The sequence below is a fragment of the Desulfuromonadaceae bacterium genome (genome assembly GCA_019429445.1).
Lineage (GTDB): Bacteria > Desulfobacterota > Desulfuromonadia > Desulfuromonadales > JAHYIW01 > JAHYIW01.
In genome coordinates this window covers 69,253-87,915 of record JAHYIW010000006.1, presented here as the reverse complement: position 1 = coordinate 87,915, position 18,663 = coordinate 69,253, and the positions used below count along the sequence as shown (strand labels likewise).

Here is an 18,663-nt window from a genome sequence, read left to right as displayed (position 1 = left end):
AACGTCACAAAGTCGTCGATCAGCCGGACGATTTTGAATGTTGTTTATATCACGCCCAACTGATTGCGGGGCGTGATGAAGGTTTCGTAACAGAAGTAACAGGGCTCTTATCCCCGTGCCTTGAGGAGTTTTATACCATTGGGAATCGAAATTTTTGAACTTTCTGAAAGCGTACCAGCACCAGATTGTGAGGCGGCTGATGGCAAAGTATTGGCCGCCGCGACATGGGGAAAAATTGAAACTTTCTTCAGCCATGTGCAAGAGACCGGTATCGAACTCCAGCGTTATGGCCTCGACAGTACCCCCCTGGCTTTTGCAGCACATCCTGGAGTTGCTGAGCGTTTGCATGTCAAGAGAAACGGGGTGCTTCCGGCAGTATATATCGACGGCAAACTGACAGGGCAGGGGTGGTCGCTGCGGGTTGCTGCCTTGAAAAGGGCTCGTGTTGCCCGGGGATAAGGGTTTGATCCGCGCGCTGAGTCGCAGGCCCGTGAAAGTGAACATGGATCGAGTCACCCCCCAAGCAGCGGAGCAAGGCTATGGATATTTTTCTTTCCTGCAGGCTCACCCGCAAATTCTGATCTTCGGTGTGCTCCTGACCTTCTTTTCCAGTTTCGGTCAGACCTTTCTGATCTCGATCTTTGTGCCGCAGTTTCTGGACGTCTTCGCCCTTGACACAGCACAATTTGGAGCGCTTTATGCCGCAGCAACCATCACTTCGGCCGCAAGCCTTCCCTGGTTCGGTCGTCTTCTCGACCGGGTCCCGCTGCGGCGTTTCAGTTTAGCCGCTGGATGGGGTCTCGTGCTGGCATGCCTGGCTATGGCGCTGACACCGAATGTCGGATTTTTGTTTGTCGCCCTGCTTGGACTGCGGCTGGCCGGGCAAGGGCTGCTCAGCCTGACCGCCTCGATTACCATGGCGCGGGTCTTCGAGAAGGGGCGCGGCCGGGCCTTAAGTCTCTCCGGGCTCGGCTATCCCCTGGGCGAAGGACTGCTCCCGTTAGGAGTCGTGCTGCTGGCTCAAAGTGTGGGCTGGCGTCAGAGCTGGGCGATTCTCGGTGGTATCATCGCACTGGTGCTGCTGCCGACCATGTCTTTTCTGCTCCGGGGTGAGAGCCAGAAAAACCCCGAAGCGCCAGCAGCACAGGTGCCACCTGCACCTCGCAGGTTTGCGCTGTTCCGTGACGGTCGATTTTATGCGCTATTGCCGAGCACAATTTTCCTGCCGCTGGTCCTGACTGCCTTGTTCCTTTATCAGATCCCCCTGGCCGAGGCGTATGGCTGGTCCGTCACAACCATGGCAACGGCTTTCATCGGCTTTGCCACGGCGCGCATGGCCGGATCGCTGCTGATCGGCCCGTGGATCGACCGTTGTGGTGCACAAAACCTGTTCCCCTTGACTCTGGTGCCGGTCTGCACGGGCCTGCTCGCTATGAGTCTGGGATCGAACCCCTGGGGTGCCCTGGTTTACTTGACCCTGGCCGGTGTCAGTCAGGGGATCAACGGGCCGACGATGACGGCGTTGTGGGCGGAAGTTTATGGCGTCGAATCATTGGGAGCCACCAAGGGGATGGTGGCGACGATCGGTGTTTTTGCCACGGCCCTGGGGCCGGTGGTAGTCGGCGGGCTGCTCAAGGTCGGCGTGCCCTTTACGGTGATCGTGCCCGGATGTACCGTGCTGGGACTTATGGCGGTGGTCACGGGACTGCTGGTCCGCTGCCGTCTCGGCCAGACGGCCACGGCAGTGCTGGCTTGAAGTACTTTCTGAACAATGGAGTTGTAACGATGGACAAGACAGAAGAGTGTAAGAATCTGGATGTGGAGTTTTTCCAACAGCTTCTTTTGAAGAGGTTCGGTGCTTTACGGCAGTTGAAGAGTTCGGGACAGGTCAAATCCGAAGAAGAACGCATCGAAGTTGCCTTAAGCCGCATCAGATGGGGCAATTACAAAAGATGCATGGATTGTAGTGAGGAGATTGACGACGAACGTCTGCTGGTCGATCCAACGACCTTAGTCTGCCTGAAATGTTCGACGACAAAGACGACATGACTATCATCGGATTTTACTTCTCCCTTCGCCGCCCCCGCGTAACGGCGGTGTCCACCTTTGCGAAGCGGGGCAGCCAGAAAAACAGGAGATTTTTCAGCCATGCGCGATGATTTGGATTTAAATGTGTTTAAAATTCTTCTGGAGAAACGTCTCGCCGAAATCATGGCAGGGCGCGAGGCACAGCAGAGAGAAGGTGCGCCGGTGGAACTCGACCAGACCAAGGTGGGTCGCCTTTCGCGCATGGATGCCATGCAGCAGCAGGCCATGGCCCAGGCCTCGTCCCGTCGCACCGAGGTGGAACTGCAACGCATCCGGACGGCCGTCAACCGGCTGCGCAGCGGCGACTATGGGTACTGCGTCAAATGCGACGAGGAGATTGCCGAAAAGCGACTGAAGGTCGACCCGGCGACCCTGGTCTGCATCGAATGCGCACGCGCGGCAGAGGGAAAGGCTGGCAGATGAAAACCACCGATACCCAGGCCTTGAACCACCACGACCCGGAAAGTGAAGAGCGTCTGCGTCTCGACGATGTGCAACGCCGACTGCACCGAACGGTGCAAGGCATCGAGGAACGCCTGGCGCGCTACCAAAAGGATATCCAGGAGCAGAAAACCTATCTATGGGAGAACAAGGCGGGCATGGATCACGTCGAGAAGGTCACGACGCGCCAGGCGATCGAGCAGATGCTGATGACCGGCGAGTCGCTCGCAGCGCAAAAGCAGCGTCTGCTCAAACTCGCTCGTTCGCCGTATTTCGGTCGCTTCGATTTTGTTCGGAACGATCAAGACGCGCCCGAAGCCTTCTATATCGGTGTTCACCATTACCACGACGAGCAGCACAAGGAGCACCTGGTCTACGACTGGCGGGCGCCGATCGCGTCCCTGTTCTACGATTACGAGACCGGTGCGGCCGCCTATGAATCACCGGCCGGGAAGGTCCGTGGCGCGATCATGCTCAAACGCCAGTTCCGGATTCGCGACGGCGAAATGGAGCTCATGCTGGAGAGCGGGCTCAACATCGTCGACGATGTGCTGCAGCAGGAACTCGCCCGCGCCTCTGACGACGGCATGAAGAATATCGTTGCCACCATCCAGCGCGACCAGAACGCCATCATCCGTGACGATCAGGCCCCGACCCTGATCATCCAGGGGGTCGCCGGTTCCGGCAAAACCTCCATCGCTCTGCACCGGATCGCGTTTCTCTTGTACCGGTTCAAAGAGACCTTGAGCTCGAAAGACATCCTGATCATCTCGCCGAACCGGGTCTTTGCCAGCTACATTGCCAACGTGCTGCCCGAACTGGGCGAGGAGTCAGTGGCCGAGATCGGCATGGAAAGGCTTGCTGACGAACTGCTGGAGTACAAAATCCGCTTTCAGAGTTTTTTCGAGCAGACCGCCCTGCTGCTGGAGTCAGCGGACGAAGCGATGCGCGAACGCATTGTCTTCAAGTCCTCAACCAATTTTCTCAAACAGCTTGATGCCTACGCCGAGCACGTGGAAGCAACCCGGTTCGTGGCCGAGGACGTCACTCTCTGCAGCCGTCTGGTGCCGGGCTGGTTTCTCGCCGAAACCTTCGCCAGGTATCGCGGCAAGAGTCCGGCTGAGCGCATCACCCATGTGGTTCAGACGGTCGATGTCAAGATGGCTGCGACCTACCATTACAACATGGATGCCGAAGACCGGCGCATTCTGCGCGCCGCCCTGAAGACGATGCACCGGACCAGCACCCTGCGCAAGACGTATCAGGAGTTTTATACCTGGCTCGGTCGGCCGGAACTGTTCAAGCCGGCCAAGGGGAGCAAGCTGGAGTACGCCGATGTCTTTCCACTTATCCACCTCAAGTTGCGCCTGGAGGGGGTCGACAATCCCTACCGGGCGGTCAAGCACCTGCTCATCGACGAGATGCAGGACTACACGCCGGTGCAGTATGCGCTACTCGCGCGCCTGTTTGCCTGCCGCAAGACGATTCTCGGCGACGTGGCTCAGGCGGTGAATCCCTACAGCGCCTCACGGGCCGAGGAGATCTGCAAGCCTTTCTCCGGCGCGAACTATATGACCCTGACCCGTAGCTACCGTTCGACCCTGCCGATCATGCGGTTCGCGCAGAGCATCTGTCCCAACCCCGACCTGATACCGATGGAACGCCCTGGCGAAGAGCCACAGGTCTTGAGTTGTCGCAGCCGTGCCGAAGAGATCGGACAGATTTGCCGACTGGCGGCTGAATTTCTTGATTCGGCGCACAACAGCCTGGGGATCATCTGCAAGACGCAGAAACAGGCGGAAAAGATCGCCGCAGCCCTGCATAAAGACGGTATCGCGGTGCGACTGCTGGATGCCGCCAGTGCGGTTTTTTCCACCGGCATCACCGTCTGCAGCGCCCACATGGCCAAGGGGCTGGAATTTGATCGGGTGATCGTACCCGAGACCAACGCCGCCAATTATCACACCGCCATGGATCGCAATCTGCTTTACGTGGCCTGTACCCGCACCATGCACCGGCTGATGCTGACCCACTCAGGCGAACCTTCGCCTTTCCTGCCAGGCTAAGCGCAACATCCCCGCTCGAAGTCCTTGCCCACACCGATAGTCAAAGGGAAACCAAAAAACAGCAAAGAGCTTTTTTGCGCTATTCGGCGCGGAAACCAACCACGATGAAAGGTTCAAGGCACATGGCAAAACTTGGATTGAATGTTGATCATATAGCCACCGTTCGTCAGGCGCGCGGCGGCGTGGAGCCTGATCCGGTGATGGCGGCGGCGATCGGTGAATTGGCCGGGGTCGACGGAATCACGATCCACCTGAGAGAGGATCGCCGTCACATCCAGGATCGAGACTTGGAAATTCTGCGCCGGACGGTCAAGACCCGGCTCAATTTGGAGATGGCCGCTACGGAAGAAATGGTCGGTATCGCCCTTATGACCAAGCCGGAGCAGGTCACGCTGGTGCCGGAGAAACGCCAGGAACTGACCACAGAAGGTGGTCTGGATGTGATCTTCAACCGCGGCACCGTGACGTCGGTGGTCAAGACGTTGCGGGAAAAAGGTGTCGTCGTCAGCCTGTTCGTCGATCCCGACCCCGAACAGATCAAGGTCGCCAAGAAGAGTGGAGCCGACTGCATCGAAATTCACACAGGAACCTACGCTAACGCCTCTGGCTGGCATGATCGGATGGAGGAACTCGGGAAGATCGATGCGGCGATTAAATTCGCTAAGAAGCTGGGTCTTGGCGTTAACGCCGGGCACGGGCTTGATTATGTCAACATTCAGGCCCTGGCCGCGTTGGGAGGTGTCGAGGAATACAACATCGGGCACTCCATCATCGCTCGCGCCATGCTGGTGGGCCTCGACCGCGCCGTCAGAGACATGGTGGCGTTGATCCGTACCCGCATATGATCAGCCGGGCGCTTGCGATTTTACAACGACAGTTAAGAAAAGTAAAACACCATACCGAAGGCCAGAGCTGATCGAAGCGTCATGGCCGCAAGGGGTCGCTTCTCCTGGCTCGGTTCACTTAGGAGCTGCCGTCGAAACCGGCGCTCGATGACGACCATTAGCAATCCGCCGATCGCCAGGGTGGCAATGACCGGACCAATCCCGAACAGCGTTGACTTGATCCAGCTTCCGGCCAGCACACCGATGATGGCCGGCGGCAGAAAACCCACCAGCAGGAAACGACGCCCCTCGCTGTCCTGCCCGCGCAAACCCCGCAACATCGGCCGGATATGGGTGATGTCAATACCGATGACCGCCAGTAGCGCCGCAGACTGGATGGCAATTTCAAAAGCATCAACGCCAGCTTTAGTGGCAGGGTTCCGATGCCAGTTCAGCCATTCTGAAACAGGATCACATGTCCAATCGAGGAAACCGGCAGGAACTCAGTGAGGCCTTCAACCATGCCGAGAATGATGGCATCAAGCCATGGAATCAAAGGGTCGATCTGCTGATCTCTTGCTGCAGAATTCTATAAATACTCACGTCTACCGTACCGCGCGAGAGCTTCCGATTTGCATCAACGAAAAGGTCGCCATCTGTGTCGAACTGCCATGGCGGGAGTCGAATGCGCCGATATCCTCAAACACGACCTGGTAACCGTTGCGCCGTGCCACGCCAGCGGCCCAACGTCTGAATTTATCCCGGGTCCATTCAAAACGATGATCCGGGTGGCGGAGAACGCCGTCCGGAATGCCGTGCAGCACATTGTACTCGCGATTAGGCGTGGTGACGATGACCGTCTTCGGCCGATATCCGGCGAAAACCGCCGTCTCGACTGCCGACAGGCGTTGCGGCGCAACATGTTCGATGGTCTCGACCAGGACTGCTGCATCAAACCCGCAAAAATTCTCGTCCAAAGATGTGTAGGACGCAAGAAACAGGGACATCTTGCGGTCGGCGAACCCCTCATCATGGAAGGCGAGTCGGGCTCGCGCCTCGGCCAGAGCCTCCTGCGATGTGTCGATGCCGACAATGGTCGTGAACTGTTTTTCTGCGGCCAGGCGCATCAGTAATTCGCCTGGCCCGCAACCAAGATCGAGGACGCTCAGAACGTTGCACGCCAACAGCGTTTGTACCACCTTGTCCAAACGCTCCTCATGCAGGTCCGTCGTCTGCTCGGGCTGCCAGCAGAGAGTATTTTTTCTCAACATGAATGCGTCACTTAGTCGTGCTCACGGGTTTTCAGGAAAATGATTTCCGGCCACTGTTCGGTCACGAACCCCAACCGCCATTCGCTGGACGCCAGATAGGTCAGATTCCCTTCCGCGTCATGCGCCAGATTGGCCTGGTTGGCCTTCTCGAAGGCGGCCAGTCGTTTCGGGTCAGGGTGGCTGATGATGCCGAAGGTACGGCGGCGCTGAATTTCTGTTAATGGTTGGCTTTCCATGTCTTTCCTTTGTTGGTGCCAAAGCCGCCTGAAACATCGTGGCCCCTGCGCTCATCCGGGGCGATAAGAACACGGGCAAAGAAAGTGAGATCTGGACTGAATCGTCAACACGGCCCAGAGCGGAGGCGACGGACAATGAATACTCATGCAACCTTCAGCCCCTCGCAGTAGCGCCGCAAAACCATAAGGCGTCAGGATTGTGCGTCGTGGGTACGGGTGGCCCGGGGAATTAAGGCGGCGGGATTTTTACGCTGGTGATCAAAGTACGCGATGGTTTGGCGGATAAATTGGGCATGGCTCTTCCTGATGATTGATTGCTGCAGAAAAGTAACACGACCATCCGAAAAGTGCAACTCTCGGGGTTCCTCAGACCGAAGCCGGGCGGTCACGGGGATTGTTAATCCACGTCATGCTCCAGAGCCAGATATACATACGGCATCTGAAAATAATCAAAAAAACGCGTTGCGCAATAGGGGCGCAGCAGGCGGGTCAGATTTATGCCAAGCGCGGTGTAGAGGGTACGGAGACGGCCATTCAGTGCCACGGAATGAGCGCTACGGACGTAGTAGCCGAAGTGAACTTCGAACGGTTTGAGCCAGCCGGGGGTCGCACTGAATCCTGCTGCTTTTACCGCCAGAAGATACTTGGAATGCTCGTAGTCGGTGACGAAGTCCCCCTCCAGATTGCCGAGGTCGGGGCGATATTCCCAACGAAAATCGACCTTGCGTCCCAACGCCGGACAGGTTTCAGTCAGGAAACCGAACCCTGCCCCAACCAGGTTCATCAGCATGTCTTCGTAAGAAAAACCGTAGTTCGCGCTGAACGCATCCCCCAATTCCATGATTCCGGTGACACCGAGGGCCGAATAGCACCCGTAACGCGCCGCTTCTGCAGTGGTGTACCCCCAGGCGCGGTAAATGCTGGAAAAGCTGTGACTGAGCAGGTAGCTGGTATAGGCATGTCCCAGTTTGTCGGCACCACCGCTGTCGGTCTCACTGCCGAACCAACCTTCATCACTTGTGCGCGGCGTGCGCGAAAAATAGTCCCAATTGAGGATCCCCCAACCAATGACCGCTGCCGTCGAGCCAACATTGAGCAGCAGGGTTTTTTGTCCACGATTCAGGCCGGTTGCTGTGGCTTCCTCCGCGCACAGCGCAAACGAGGGAAGGAGCGTGCTCAGCAGCAGGATAATAAACAGGTGACGACAAAAAACACACATCGGGCTTCAGGCCGTCAAATAATCACAAATGCCGGTGCCAAAAGGCGTTAACTGCAGAGCGAATGCGCTGCGCCATGCTGTCGGGTCGCACTCATTCCCCTCCAGCAGCATGAGCATCTGGGTGCGCGTCAGTGGAAACTGCGGAAAATCTTCCAACAGTGCCACGACGGGACGTAACAATGCGGGCGGCAGATGGATTTTCCAGACGCTCTTGCCGAGCGCGGCAGCGACCAGATCGACGATCTCGTTATAGGTGAACGTAGCGGGGCCACCACAATGATACAGCTGACCGATACTCTCCGGCGTGGTCAGCGCGCGGACAAAAGCTGCGGCAATGTCACTCACCGCAACCGGGGTAAGACGATATTCACCACTGCCAATGATCGGCAACAGCGGAGATTGGCGCAAAAATCCGGCGAGCAGGTTGACAAACTGGTCATCGCGACCAAAGATCAACGACGGCCGGAAAATGGTCCATTGCAGTGCCGCCCCCCGCACCGCCTCTTCGGCAAGCCATTTCGTCTGATGATAGGCGCTGCGCGCGTCGGGCCGTGTTCCGTTGGCACTCATCTGGATGAAACGCGACACCTGCTGACTCTCGGCAGCCATCACCAGATTGCGGGTCGCTTCGGTATGTAGCCGTGTAAAAGTGATTCCCCGCCTCGGAAACTCGCGAATAATGCCGACCAGATTAATCACTGCATCACACCCGAGCAAGGCGTCCGCCAGCGTCGCACTGTCGGTTACGTCTCCACCGACGAGGGTTATCCGCTTGTCCTCGGACAGCCCGCTCCCCGCCTTGCGGCGCACCAGGCAACGCACATCATGTCCGGCCGCAAGCAGTTGCGTGACAACTTCGCGGCCGACAAAACCTGTTCCACCAGTCACAAAAACATTCATCGTTTTTCTCCGGCGACCAATACTTCCCTGGTCCATGCATAAAAGTAACAGCAAAAACGTCATCTTGGCACGCTGAAGGGCCCCGTTAAAGATGCCCTCAGAAGTATACCATGCCGGTCAATTCATAAAAGGCAGCACCGGTCTTTTTGTGCTCCGCGCCAAACAGAGCTTTAACAAAAAAGAACAAAGGAACTTCCTTCTTTTATTTTTCACATTAAATATCTGAAATTTTCTTGTTATTTTAAACACTTGACAATATATTCAAATAATGTCAAACAAGATAACATCGTTCTACTTATTTCAACCGAAGACCTGAGAATTTATTTATTTTTTTGATATAATGATCATCGGTTCTGCTTAACACCGCTCAGCAGCTCACCAAAGAAGGAGGTAGTGATATGAAAGAGGAGCAAACCCCCGCCGCGGTCTCGATTCCCGAAGAGACTTTGCTGAAGTGGGAAGCCCGAGGCATCAAACGACGGGACTTTATCAAGTTCTGTACCGCGACGACCGCCGCTCTGGCCTTGCCGATCACCCTGGTTCCCCGTGTCGCTCAGGCCATTGAAGACAATCGGGTTCCGGTCATCTGGGTTGAGCTGCAAAGTTGTACCGGGGATACCGAGGCGTTTTTACGCGCCAATCAGCCGACGGCAGCCGAGATTATTCTCGACACATTGTCGATTGAGTATGCCGAGACGATTATGGCGGCCGCCGGTCATCAGGCTGAAAAATCGAAGGACGACGCCATCAAGAGATACCAGGGCAAATATATTGCCATCGTCGAGGGTTCGATCCCGCGTGACGGCGCCTATTGCTGCGTCGGCGGCAAGAGTGCTCTCGCCATTGTCAAGGAAGTCTGCGGCAACGCCGCCGCAACAATCGCGGTCGGCAATTGTGCCGCGTTCGGCGGTTTGCCCGCCGCCGCGCCAAATCCGACCGGGGCCATGTCAGTGCAGGAGGCAGTGCCTGGTGCCACGGTGATCAACCTGCCCGGTTGTCCGGTCAACGCGACCAATCTGACGGCGACCGTCGTCCATTTTCTGACCTTCGGCAAACTGCCCGCAACCGACAAACTCGGTCGCCCGCTCTTCGCTCACGGCAAGCGCATTCATGACAACTGTGAACGGCGCTCACATTTCGATGCCGGTCAGTATGCTGAAGCGTTCGGTGATCCCGGCCATCGTCAGGGCTGGTGTCTGTACAAGTTGGGGTGCAAAGGTCCGGAAACCTTTCATAATTGTCCGACCTGCCGCTACAACGAGGGCGTCAGCTGGCCGGTCATGGCCGGTCATGGTTGCATCGGTTGCTCCGAGCCGGGTTTCTGGGACACGATGAGTCCTTTCTACCGCCGTTTGCCGCAAGTGCCCGGCTTCGGCATTGAAACGACCGCCGACCAGATCGGCCTTGGACTTGCGGCGGCAACCGCTGTTGCATTTGGCGCCCACGGCGTCGCCAGCGCCCTGCGCAAAAACGAACACGATTCGAAGGAGGGCTAAACGATGGCCAAACGAATAGCCGTTGATCCGATCACCCGTATTGAAGGTCATTTGCGTATCGAAGCGCAGATTGATGGGGGCAAGATTGTTGACGCCTGGAGTTCTTCCACTGCTTTTCGGGGCGTGGAAACTATTCTTAAAGGGCGTGATCCGCGCGATGCTCATCACTTCACCCAGCGCTTTTGCGGGGTTTGCACGACCGTGCATTCGATGGCCAGTATTCGTGCCGTCGAAGATGCTCTGAAGATCCAGATCCCCGACAATGCCCGATTGATCCGCAACCTGATCATGGGGATCCAGAACGTGCATGATCACGTTATCCATTTCTATCACCTGCACGCCCTCGACTGGGTCGATATTGTCAGCGCGCTGAGTGCTGATCCGGTTGCAACCTCGAAGCTGGCACAATCAATCTCGGACTGGCCAAAATCGAGTGCCGCATATTTCAAGGGGATCCAGGAGCGGGTCAAGGCGTTTGCCGGCACCGGTCGTCTTGGCCCGTTCCAGAACGCCTACTGGGGACACAGCGCCTACAAGCTGCCTCCCGAAGCAAACCTGATGGCGGTCGCCCACTATCTCGAAGCCCTCGAATGGCAGAAAGATGTGATTAAAATCCACGCTATCCTCGGTTCGAAAAACCCGCATCCACAGACGTTCCTGGTCGGCGGCATGTCGATCCCGGTTGACCCCAACAGCCAGAATGCCATCAACGCCGACAAGATCGCCTGGATGATGAAACTGTTCAAAAAGGCCCGCTCTTTTGTGGAGCAGGTCTACATCCCTGACCTGCTTGCCGTAGCACCGTTTTACCTCGACTGGGCGGCAATCGGCGGCGGCGTCGGCAACTATCTCTCCTACGGGGATTTCCCCGATGCCAGCGGGCAGAACTTCTTCCCGCGCGGAGTCATCACCGACAAGGATCTGGCCAACGTCTATCCGATGGACGAGAAAAAGATTACCGAGTCGGTCACTAATTCCTGGTACAGCTACCAGGGGGGGGATGACAAAGCGCTCCACCCCTACGACGGCGAAACCAACGCCAATTACACCGGGCCGAAACCGCCCTACACATGGCTCGATACCGACCAGAAATACTCCTGGGTCAAATCGCCCCGTTACGACGGACGACCGATGGAGGTCGGCCCGCTGGCACGCGTCCTGGTGGCCTATGCGCACGGCGTTCCGGAAGTTCAGGGAGCCGTCACTTTCGTCCTCAAAACCCTCGGTGCTCCGGCGTCCGCGCTCTTCTCAACCCTCGGCCGTACCGCCGCGCGCGGGGTTGACGCGCTGGTGCTGGCGCAAAAAAATGAAGAATGGCTGCTGCAACTGGCCGACAATATGGGTCGTGGCATTCTTGACATGCATAACGGCGAGATGTGGGATCCTGCTTCCTGGCCGAAAGAAGCCCAGGGGTTTGGCTGGCACGAAGCACCGCGTGGTGCGCTTGGTCACTGGATCCGGATCAAAAACCAGAAGATCGAAAACTTCCAGGCGGTGGTTCCTTCAACCTGGAATGCCGGTCCGCGTGACGAGAAAGGACAACGGGGTCCGTACGAGCAGGCACTGATTGGCACGCCGATCGCTGACCCGGAGAATCCTCTGGAAATCTTGCGGACAATCCACTCATTTGACCCCTGCCTGGCGTGTGCGGTTCATGTGCTGGATATCACCGGCAAGGAAATCATTAAGGTCAAGGCCCTCTAACGCAAGGAGGCGAAGCTTATGCTGGAACTTCGTTATGTCTGGGAATGGCCGGTTCGCATCACACATTGGGTCAATGTGGTTGCCCTCGTGGTTCTCTCGGTCACCGGACTGTATATCGGTAATCCATTTATCAGTGTGTCATCCACCACACCGTATGTGATGGGCTGGATGCGTTTCATCCACTACGTTTTTGCCTATCTGTTTTTGGCTTCCTTTTTGGCGCGCATGGTGTGGATGTTTTGCGGCAACCGGTACGCAAGCTGGAGAGAGTATTTTCCCTGGGTGACCGCAAAAGGGCGGAAGCGGATTGTCGGCACCTTCGCGTGGTACACCTTTTTGCGCAAAACTCCGCCCTACGAAGTGGGGCACAACGCGTTGGCGGTCATGGCCTACGCGGGCGTCTTCGCGCTCTTTCTGGTGCAGTGCATCACCGGCTTTGCCATCTATGGACAATTCGAGCCGGGCAGTTTCTGGTTTAATCTGAGCCAGCCATTACTGGCGGTTGGCAATCAACAGCTGCGGCTGACGCACCACATCATCATGTGGTTGCTGATTGGCTTCGGTATTCATCACGTTTACAGCGCTGCGCTGATGGACGTAAAGGAAAAGAACGGCTGTCTGAGCAGTATTTTCGGTGGCTACAAATTTGTTGATCCTGATGAGGAGGTTGAATGAGCATTCTCGTTCTGGGTCTTGGCAACATGCTGATGAACGACGATGCGCTCGGAGTAAAAATTGTCCAGGTATTGCAGAGCGATTATCGCTTCCCGCCGCAGGTTAAAGTGATTGATGGCGGAACTCTCGGTCTCGATCTGCTCCCGATGCTCGAAGGAATCGATCGCTTGCTGATCATCGACGCACTGGAAATCGGTGCCCATCCGGGAACGATCCTCCGCGTTACCGGGGACGAAGTGCCCCGTGTTTTTGCCAGCAAACTGTCGATCCACCAGATGGGGGTGCAGGATCTGCTGACGGTAGCAGAATTGCAGGGCTACTTGCCACGCGAGCTGGTGGTCTGGGGCGTACAGCCGGGTTCGATCGAGATGGAGATGGCCCTTACCCCTGAAGTGTCGAGGGCGCTACCGCAGGTGATTGCTGCGGTGATCGATGAGTTGACCAGATGGGGGGCGCCACCGGAACTGGCGGCTTGACTGAAAAACACGTGCAACATCCGGGGGCCGCAACTGCGGCCCCCTTTTTTACCTCAGGCTGGTTGCACAGCGTGGACAGGTGAGCATGCTGGTGGAGGACACCTTATGTCCACACGTCGGACAATTAAAGCGATAGTTACAATGGTGGCACTGAGGGTCGGAGAGACCCTGTTTTTTTTTGCATTTCGGACAGAGGCGATACATTTTGCGATCGGCCAGATAATCGGCGAACAGCAGTCCGCAACGGGGACAACTCTCCGTGTCACGCTTGCCAATCGTGGCCCCACACGATTGCTGCGGACAGACAAAGACCGTTTTGCAGCTCTTGCACCAATATTTTCCTTTTTGTTCTTCCTTGCAAACTGGACATTTTTCCATAACAACCTCATGCGCTGTGACGAGCACAATAAAAAAGCCGGGCCCCAGAGCCCGGCTTGCGTGTTTACCCTGGGGGAGGATGAGTTATTCGATCAGCTGGAAAGCGTTGACTCCGGCACCACATATCTCGCAGGCGCCCCCGGGGGCCCCTTCCAGCGTGTTCCCGCAAACCTTGCAGACGTAGTAATCGACTTCCGGGTTGTTGCCGAGCTTCGCCAGCGCCTGCTGATAAAGCTCCGCGTGGATTTTTTCCACCGTGTTGGCCAATTCGAAACTGCGCTTCGCCATGGCGATATTTTCTTCTACGGCAACGGCAATCATTTCCGGGTACATCGCTGTAAACTCATGGGTCTCGCCCGCAATCGCTTCGCGCAGGTTGTCGGCAGTCTCACCCACCCCACCGACCACGCGCAGGTGAGCGAGAGCATGGATCGTTTCCGCCGCCGCCGCGGCACGGAATAACTTCGCAACTTGCCTATGACCTTCCTGCTCTGCTTTGCTGGCAAACGCCAGATAACGACGATTGGCCTGCGATTCTCCGGCAAACGCCTCAAGCAGATTTGCTTCAGTCCTGGTTTCTTTCAAGTCAGCCATCACAACTCTCCGATACGTGCATCATAAATTAAAAAGCTTACCCATTCTAGCGAGTTCCACACACATGTCAACTGTCTTGTCAGCTTCTCAATCAACCATCGATTCGACCCGGTTGCGCCCATTGCGTTTGGCCCGATAGAGGGCATCATCCGCTTCGCGAATCAAACTGTCAATGTCGCCAATGCGGGGATGAGGGATGGCGGCAACGCCGATACTGATGGTCTGCTGCAAATTTTCCAGGGGAGCGGCATAGATCATACTACACACTTCTTCGCGCAAGCGGTCGGAAATTTTTGCCGCGCTGGCGAGACTGGTTTCAGGTAAAACCAGCGCAAACTCCTCGCCGCCGAAACGCGCCGCCAAATCATAAGGGCGTGAGTTTCGGAGCAGCAACGCGGCAATCCGTTGCAGCACAAAATCCCCCTGCTGATGACCGTAAGTGTCATTTACTTTTTTGAAATGATCCAGATCAATCATCGCCAGTGACAGATGGTCACCGGTTCGCGAGCTGCGTTGAAACTCACGAGGTAAAAAATCAAACAGGTTGCGGCGGTTACTTAACCCGGTCAGCTCATCCGTATTGGCCAGGGCCTGCAAGCGTTCGTTGCTGGCACGCAAACTGTCCTGCAACGATTTTATTTTCAACTGAACCTTTACCCGCGCTGACAGCTCGGCCGCATCGAACGGCTTGGTGACATAATCGCTGGCACCTTTTTCCAGCCCGCGAATTTTGTCCTCACGTGATTCGTCGCCGGTCAACATGATCACCGGAATGTCACATAAAGCAGGATCCGTTTGTAATCTTTGCAGCATCTCCAGGCCATTGATCCCCGGCATTTTCAAATCACAGAGGATCAAGTCAACCTTCTCGTTGCGCAGCAACCCCAACCCCGAATCTGCATCTGCAACCAGCAGGATCCGATTGGTGATTCCGGCATTGAGCAGACATTCACTGGCAAGACCCCGCGCCACCGCGGAATCATCAATAATCATAATTGCACCATTCATTTCGTCATTCACTCTGGTTGATTTTTTTAAATGAAACCATGTCTTGTCCGTTTGTAAAGTCTAACTCTGATGTTTCTCCGCATATCAAAGAGTTATGACGGAACTTCAACCTCTTCAGCGAGGCAGTGCAAGAAGGCGCTACGGATGCGTTCAGTCCATGCCCGATAGTCCCTGAGCAGTGCCTCATGGGGGGACAAAGGGTGCTCCGGATAACCGAGACGCTGTGCCAGTTTAGTCAGATAGTCGCGATCATTGGAGAGCTGGTTGATTGACTGATCATGAACCAGCCGCAGCTTGTTTTCGAGCCGACGTAAAAATTTATACCCGTCATACAACCCGTTAAAATCGTCAGCAGCGATCAACCCTTCGCGATGCAGCGCGGTAAGGGCGGGCAGCGTGCTGACCTGCCGCAGGTCAGGGAATCCCCCCCCATGGCGCAGTTGCAGATATTGGGTGAGAAACTCAACATCGACCATCCCCCCCCGTCCGGTCTTGATATTGAACATGGTATCCCCTTCGTGAGCAATTTCCTGCTCCATCCGTTCGCGCAAGCGCACAATCTCACTTCGGGTTTCAGCTGGCAAGGGGCGCAGATAGACGATTTGGGTGAGGAGTTCCTCCGTCGTCCGGGTCAGTGCGGCGGGACCGATAACCCGGGCCTTGAGCAATGCCTGCCGTTCCCAGAGCTGGGCGGATGATTCGTGGTAACGGGTAAAAGCCGCAAGGCTGGTCACCAGCGGACCCTGATTGCCGGACGGGCGCAGGCGGGTATCAATCTGGTAGACATACCCCTCGCGGGTGGCGAGGGTGAGAATCGAGATAATCCGCTGGGCCAGCTTGGCGAAATATTCCTGATTCGACAGCTCGCGAAAACGGCCTGTTTCCGTCCCGCTAACCGGGCGGGTGCGTCCAGCAATATCGTAAATGAAAATAAGATCGAGATCGGAATGGTAGTTCAGTTCCATGCCGCCATGTTTCCCCATGGCGATGATCGCGAACTCTGCCGCGCGTTCTGCGTCTTCGCCCTGACCGAACGGCAGGCCGAAGCGCGGCAGCAACTCTTCGCAGGCAAGTTCGACGGCTTGTTCCAGACAAACGTCGGCCAGCCAGGTGAGCTGCATGGCACACGCCCCCTGTTGCATATCGCCGTGAATGTCATTCAAGGCGATACGCAAAAACTCCTGATTGCGAAACCGCCGCAAAATATCGAGGCGATCTTCATAGTCATCACTCTCGGCCAGTTGATTGACGAGCTCGATCCGCAATTCGTCGCGTTCGCGAAAGGTTTTGGCATGAGCGCTGGAAACCAGCGTATCGAGAATTTCCGGGTGAAGAATAAAATTACGCGACAGATACTGACTGGTGCCGAACAATGAAACCAGCAGTTTGATGATCGGCGGATTCTCTGCCAGCAGGGCGTAGAACCCCCCGCGAGCGCGCTTGACAGTAAGAAATTTTTCCAGATTGGCCAGCGCCATATCCGGTTCCGGCGAATCGGTCACCGCTTGCATCAACAAGGGAGTAATCCGTTCGTAAAGACGCTGGGCGCGTTCGGTCAAACGCGCCGGAGAGGTGCGCAATGCGAGCAACGCGTCGTAGGCCCTGTCGACGTTGGTGAACCCCTTTTCTGCAAGCAGGTCCTTGATCAGATCGGCATCTGCCGAAGCATCGAACAACAGATGAATCTCCGGCCGAATTTCATCGCGAAGCTCCTCTTCACCGGAATAGAACAAGTCATGGTAGATCGCCGCGACGTTGTCACGGTGACGGCCAAGTTCAGCCAGAAAGGCACTGACATCGGTAAAGCCGCTGCGCCTTGCCAAACAACGCAATTCCACCTCTTTCGTCGGCATATTATGCGTCTGGCGCTCCTGATAGATCTGAATACGGTGTTCGATTGTGCGCAAAAACACGTAGGCGGCATGGAGCGTCTGGAATTCTTCGCTGGTAATCAGTTTTTCATCGTGCAGCAAGGCCAGCGCCTGAAGAGAATTGCGTTCCCTTAACGCGGGCTTCTTCCCGGCATGGATAAGCAACAACGCCTGAATAAAAAATTCGATTTCGCGAATCCCCCCGCGACCGAGTTTGAGATTCGTTTCTTCCTGATTCTTGTACGCCAGGCTGTTGTCGATCTTTTGTTTCATCCGCTTGATATCTTCGATCATGGTGTAATCGAGACTGCGGCGATAAATGAAAGGGATCAGGCGCTCCAGCAGTTCCTCGCCGACCTGGAGAGCGCCGGCAACCGGACGGGCTTTGAGCATTGCGGCCCGTTCCCAGCTCTGTCCCCAGCTTTCATAGTAGATTTCGGTTGCGCCAAGCGAATTCGCCATCTCGCCGCGCTGCCCCCCGGGACGCAAGTCAAGATCAACCCGAAAAACAAAACCGTCATCGGTCGCTTCGCCGATAGCTTTGGTAATCATTCCACCCATTTTGACAAAATACTGGTGCAGTGAGATCTGGTTTTTCACCCGTCCGCTCGGATCGGTAATCCCGCCGGTCCGCCCCCGATCACTGCTGTAGAGATAGATCAGGTCGATATCGGAAGAAAAGTTGAGCTCGCGACCGCCAAGCTTGCCCATGCCGAGGATGCAGAATTCCGCTTCACCTTGCGCGGTTTCGCCGCGGTCCGAAACTTCGCTCTCAGCACTATCGAGGAGGGGCGCCCCGTACTCGGCGCGCAACAAGGTAGCGCAAACTTCACAGGCGCGTTGCAGGGTCGCTGCCGCCAGATCGGCAAGCTCGGCGGTCGTCTGCTGAAGATCGGCCAAGCCGCAAAGATCACGCGTCGCGATGCGCAGCATCTCTTCCCGCTTGAACGAGCGCAAGCCGCTTTGTAACGTTGCAAAGTTGGCATCGGCGGCGATTCGTTCACGCAGCAGGCGGATCATTTCCGGGTACTCGCGGGGAATATCGGTCGCGCCCCCGACAAAAATATTTTCGAAGTAACGCGGCTTGCGACAGAGGATGTTGGTCAAAAACTGCGAGGCGCCGAGCGCCATCAGTAACCGTTGGCGGATGGTGTCACTTGCCAAAGATTGAATCAGATAATCCGGATTCAGCGTTGTCGTCAGGCGCTCCAGACCGTTCAGCGCACAATCGGGGTCAGCCGCGTGACCGGCATCAAGGACTACTTTTGCCAGCAGCTCGGCGGGAAAGTGCCCCCGCAGCTCCTCAATATTGGCGGCAGTCTTGCGACTTTCAGCGAAGCCGAGCTCCGTCGCCAGTGCCGCCAGGAGAGTGCGGTCGCCAGTGGTAATCCGCGTGGCGAGTTCAACGGGATGCAA

At 56.3% G+C, this 18,663-nt stretch carries 19 protein-coding genes; 10 read left to right on the top strand and 9 right to left on the bottom strand.

Features of this window, described 5'->3' with window-relative positions; translation table 11 throughout:
• Positions 1-138: 138 nt before the first annotated feature.
• The 6 genes from K0A93_03475 to K0A93_03450 all read left to right on the top strand — a co-directional run bounded on the left by K0A93_03475 (position 139) and on the right by K0A93_03450 (position 5,440).
• On the top strand, positions 139-459 hold the full coding sequence (locus tag K0A93_03475) for an arsenic metallochaperone ArsD family protein (protein ID MBW6511166.1): 321 nt from the start codon (positions 139-141) through the stop codon (positions 457-459).
• 43 nt (positions 460-502) lie between these two features.
• On the top strand, positions 503-1,756 hold the full coding sequence (locus K0A93_03470; GenBank protein MBW6511165.1) for an MFS transporter: 1,254 nt from the start codon (positions 503-505) through the stop codon (positions 1,754-1,756).
• A gap of 29 nt (positions 1,757-1,785) precedes the next feature.
• Complete coding sequence (locus tag K0A93_03465; GenBank protein ID MBW6511164.1) at positions 1,786-2,049, top strand: TraR/DksA C4-type zinc finger protein; 264 nt, start codon at positions 1,786-1,788, stop codon at positions 2,047-2,049.
• Positions 2,050-2,148: 99 nt separating this feature from the next.
• Positions 2,149-2,511, top strand: coding sequence for a TraR/DksA C4-type zinc finger protein (locus tag K0A93_03460; GenBank protein MBW6511163.1), 363 nt, complete (start codon positions 2,149-2,151; stop codon positions 2,509-2,511).
• Positions 2,508-4,595, top strand: coding sequence for an AAA family ATPase (locus tag K0A93_03455; GenBank protein MBW6511162.1), 2,088 nt, complete (start codon positions 2,508-2,510; stop codon positions 4,593-4,595). Before K0A93_03460 ends, K0A93_03455 begins: the two co-directional genes overlap by 4 nt.
• Before the next feature lie 122 nt (positions 4,596-4,717).
• Positions 4,718-5,440 carry a pyridoxine 5'-phosphate synthase gene (locus K0A93_03450; protein MBW6511161.1) on the top strand — a complete coding sequence of 241 codons (723 nt, stop codon included), beginning with the start codon at positions 4,718-4,720 and terminating at the stop codon, positions 5,438-5,440.
• 32 nt (positions 5,441-5,472) lie between these two features.
• On the opposite strand, the gene K0A93_03445 is transcribed toward K0A93_03450, so the two are convergent.
• The 6 genes from K0A93_03445 to K0A93_03420 form a co-directional block, all read right to left on the bottom strand.
• Positions 5,473-5,874 carry a hypothetical protein gene (locus K0A93_03445; protein MBW6511160.1) on the bottom strand — a complete coding sequence of 134 codons (402 nt, stop codon included), beginning with the start codon at positions 5,872-5,874 and terminating at the stop codon, positions 5,473-5,475.
• Positions 5,871-5,975, bottom strand: coding sequence for a hypothetical protein (locus tag K0A93_03440; protein MBW6511159.1), 105 nt, complete (start codon positions 5,973-5,975; stop codon positions 5,871-5,873). The genes K0A93_03445 and K0A93_03440 overlap by 4 nt, the downstream gene beginning before the upstream one ends.
• 49 nt (positions 5,976-6,024) lie before the next feature.
• A complete protein-coding gene (locus K0A93_03435) occupies positions 6,025-6,690 on the bottom strand; it encodes a methyltransferase domain-containing protein (protein MBW6511158.1) in 666 nt (221 codons plus the stop codon).
• A gap of 11 nt (positions 6,691-6,701) precedes the next feature.
• Positions 6,702-6,926: a hypothetical protein gene (locus K0A93_03430; protein ID MBW6511157.1), complete on the bottom strand. Its 225-nt coding sequence runs from the start codon at positions 6,924-6,926 to the stop codon at positions 6,702-6,704.
• Between the two features lie 397 nt (positions 6,927-7,323).
• A complete protein-coding gene (locus K0A93_03425) occupies positions 7,324-8,145 on the bottom strand; it encodes a YfiM family protein (GenBank protein MBW6511156.1) in 822 nt (273 codons plus the stop codon).
• A 6-nt stretch (positions 8,146-8,151) separates the two neighbouring features.
• The gene (locus tag K0A93_03420) at positions 8,152-9,045 is read right to left on the bottom strand and encodes a complex I NDUFA9 subunit family protein (protein ID MBW6511155.1); all 894 of its coding nucleotides are present in this window, start codon (positions 9,043-9,045) and stop codon (positions 8,152-8,154) included.
• 398 nt (positions 9,046-9,443) lie between these two features.
• Here K0A93_03420 and K0A93_03415 point away from each other — a divergent pair, with 398 nt between their 5' ends.
• From K0A93_03415 to K0A93_03400, 4 genes are read left to right on the top strand one after another with little or no spacing between them, the layout of a single operon-like run.
• On the top strand, positions 9,444-10,541 hold the full coding sequence (locus K0A93_03415) for a hydrogenase small subunit (protein ID MBW6511154.1): 1,098 nt from the start codon (positions 9,444-9,446) through the stop codon (positions 10,539-10,541).
• 3 nt (positions 10,542-10,544) lie between these two features.
• A complete protein-coding gene (locus K0A93_03410; GenBank protein MBW6511153.1) occupies positions 10,545-12,245 on the top strand; it encodes a nickel-dependent hydrogenase large subunit in 1,701 nt (566 codons plus the stop codon).
• Between the two features lie 18 nt (positions 12,246-12,263).
• On the top strand, positions 12,264-12,920 hold the full coding sequence (gene cybH, locus K0A93_03405) for a Ni/Fe-hydrogenase, b-type cytochrome subunit (GenBank protein MBW6511152.1): 657 nt from the start codon (positions 12,264-12,266) through the stop codon (positions 12,918-12,920).
• The gene (locus tag K0A93_03400) at positions 12,917-13,396 is read left to right on the top strand and encodes a HyaD/HybD family hydrogenase maturation endopeptidase (protein ID MBW6511151.1); all 480 of its coding nucleotides are present in this window, start codon (positions 12,917-12,919) and stop codon (positions 13,394-13,396) included. Before cybH ends, K0A93_03400 begins: the two co-directional genes overlap by 4 nt.
• 462 nt (positions 13,397-13,858) lie before the next feature.
• Here K0A93_03400 and K0A93_03395 read toward each other — a convergent pair whose 3' ends face one another.
• The 3 genes from K0A93_03395 to glnE all read right to left on the bottom strand — a co-directional run bounded on the left by K0A93_03395 (position 13,859) and on the right by glnE (position 18,663).
• Positions 13,859-14,368 (bottom strand): rubrerythrin family protein, encoded by a 510-nt coding sequence (locus K0A93_03395; GenBank protein MBW6511150.1) that lies wholly within the window; start codon positions 14,366-14,368, stop codon positions 13,859-13,861.
• An 87-nt stretch (positions 14,369-14,455) separates the two neighbouring features.
• Entirely contained in the window at positions 14,456-15,376 is a 921-nt protein-coding gene (locus K0A93_03390; GenBank protein ID MBW6511149.1) for a diguanylate cyclase, read from the bottom strand.
• A gap of 92 nt (positions 15,377-15,468) precedes the next feature.
• A complete protein-coding gene (gene glnE, locus K0A93_03385) occupies positions 15,469-18,663 on the bottom strand; it encodes a bifunctional [glutamate--ammonia ligase]-adenylyl-L-tyrosine phosphorylase/[glutamate--ammonia-ligase] adenylyltransferase (GenBank protein ID MBW6511148.1) in 3,195 nt (1,064 codons plus the stop codon).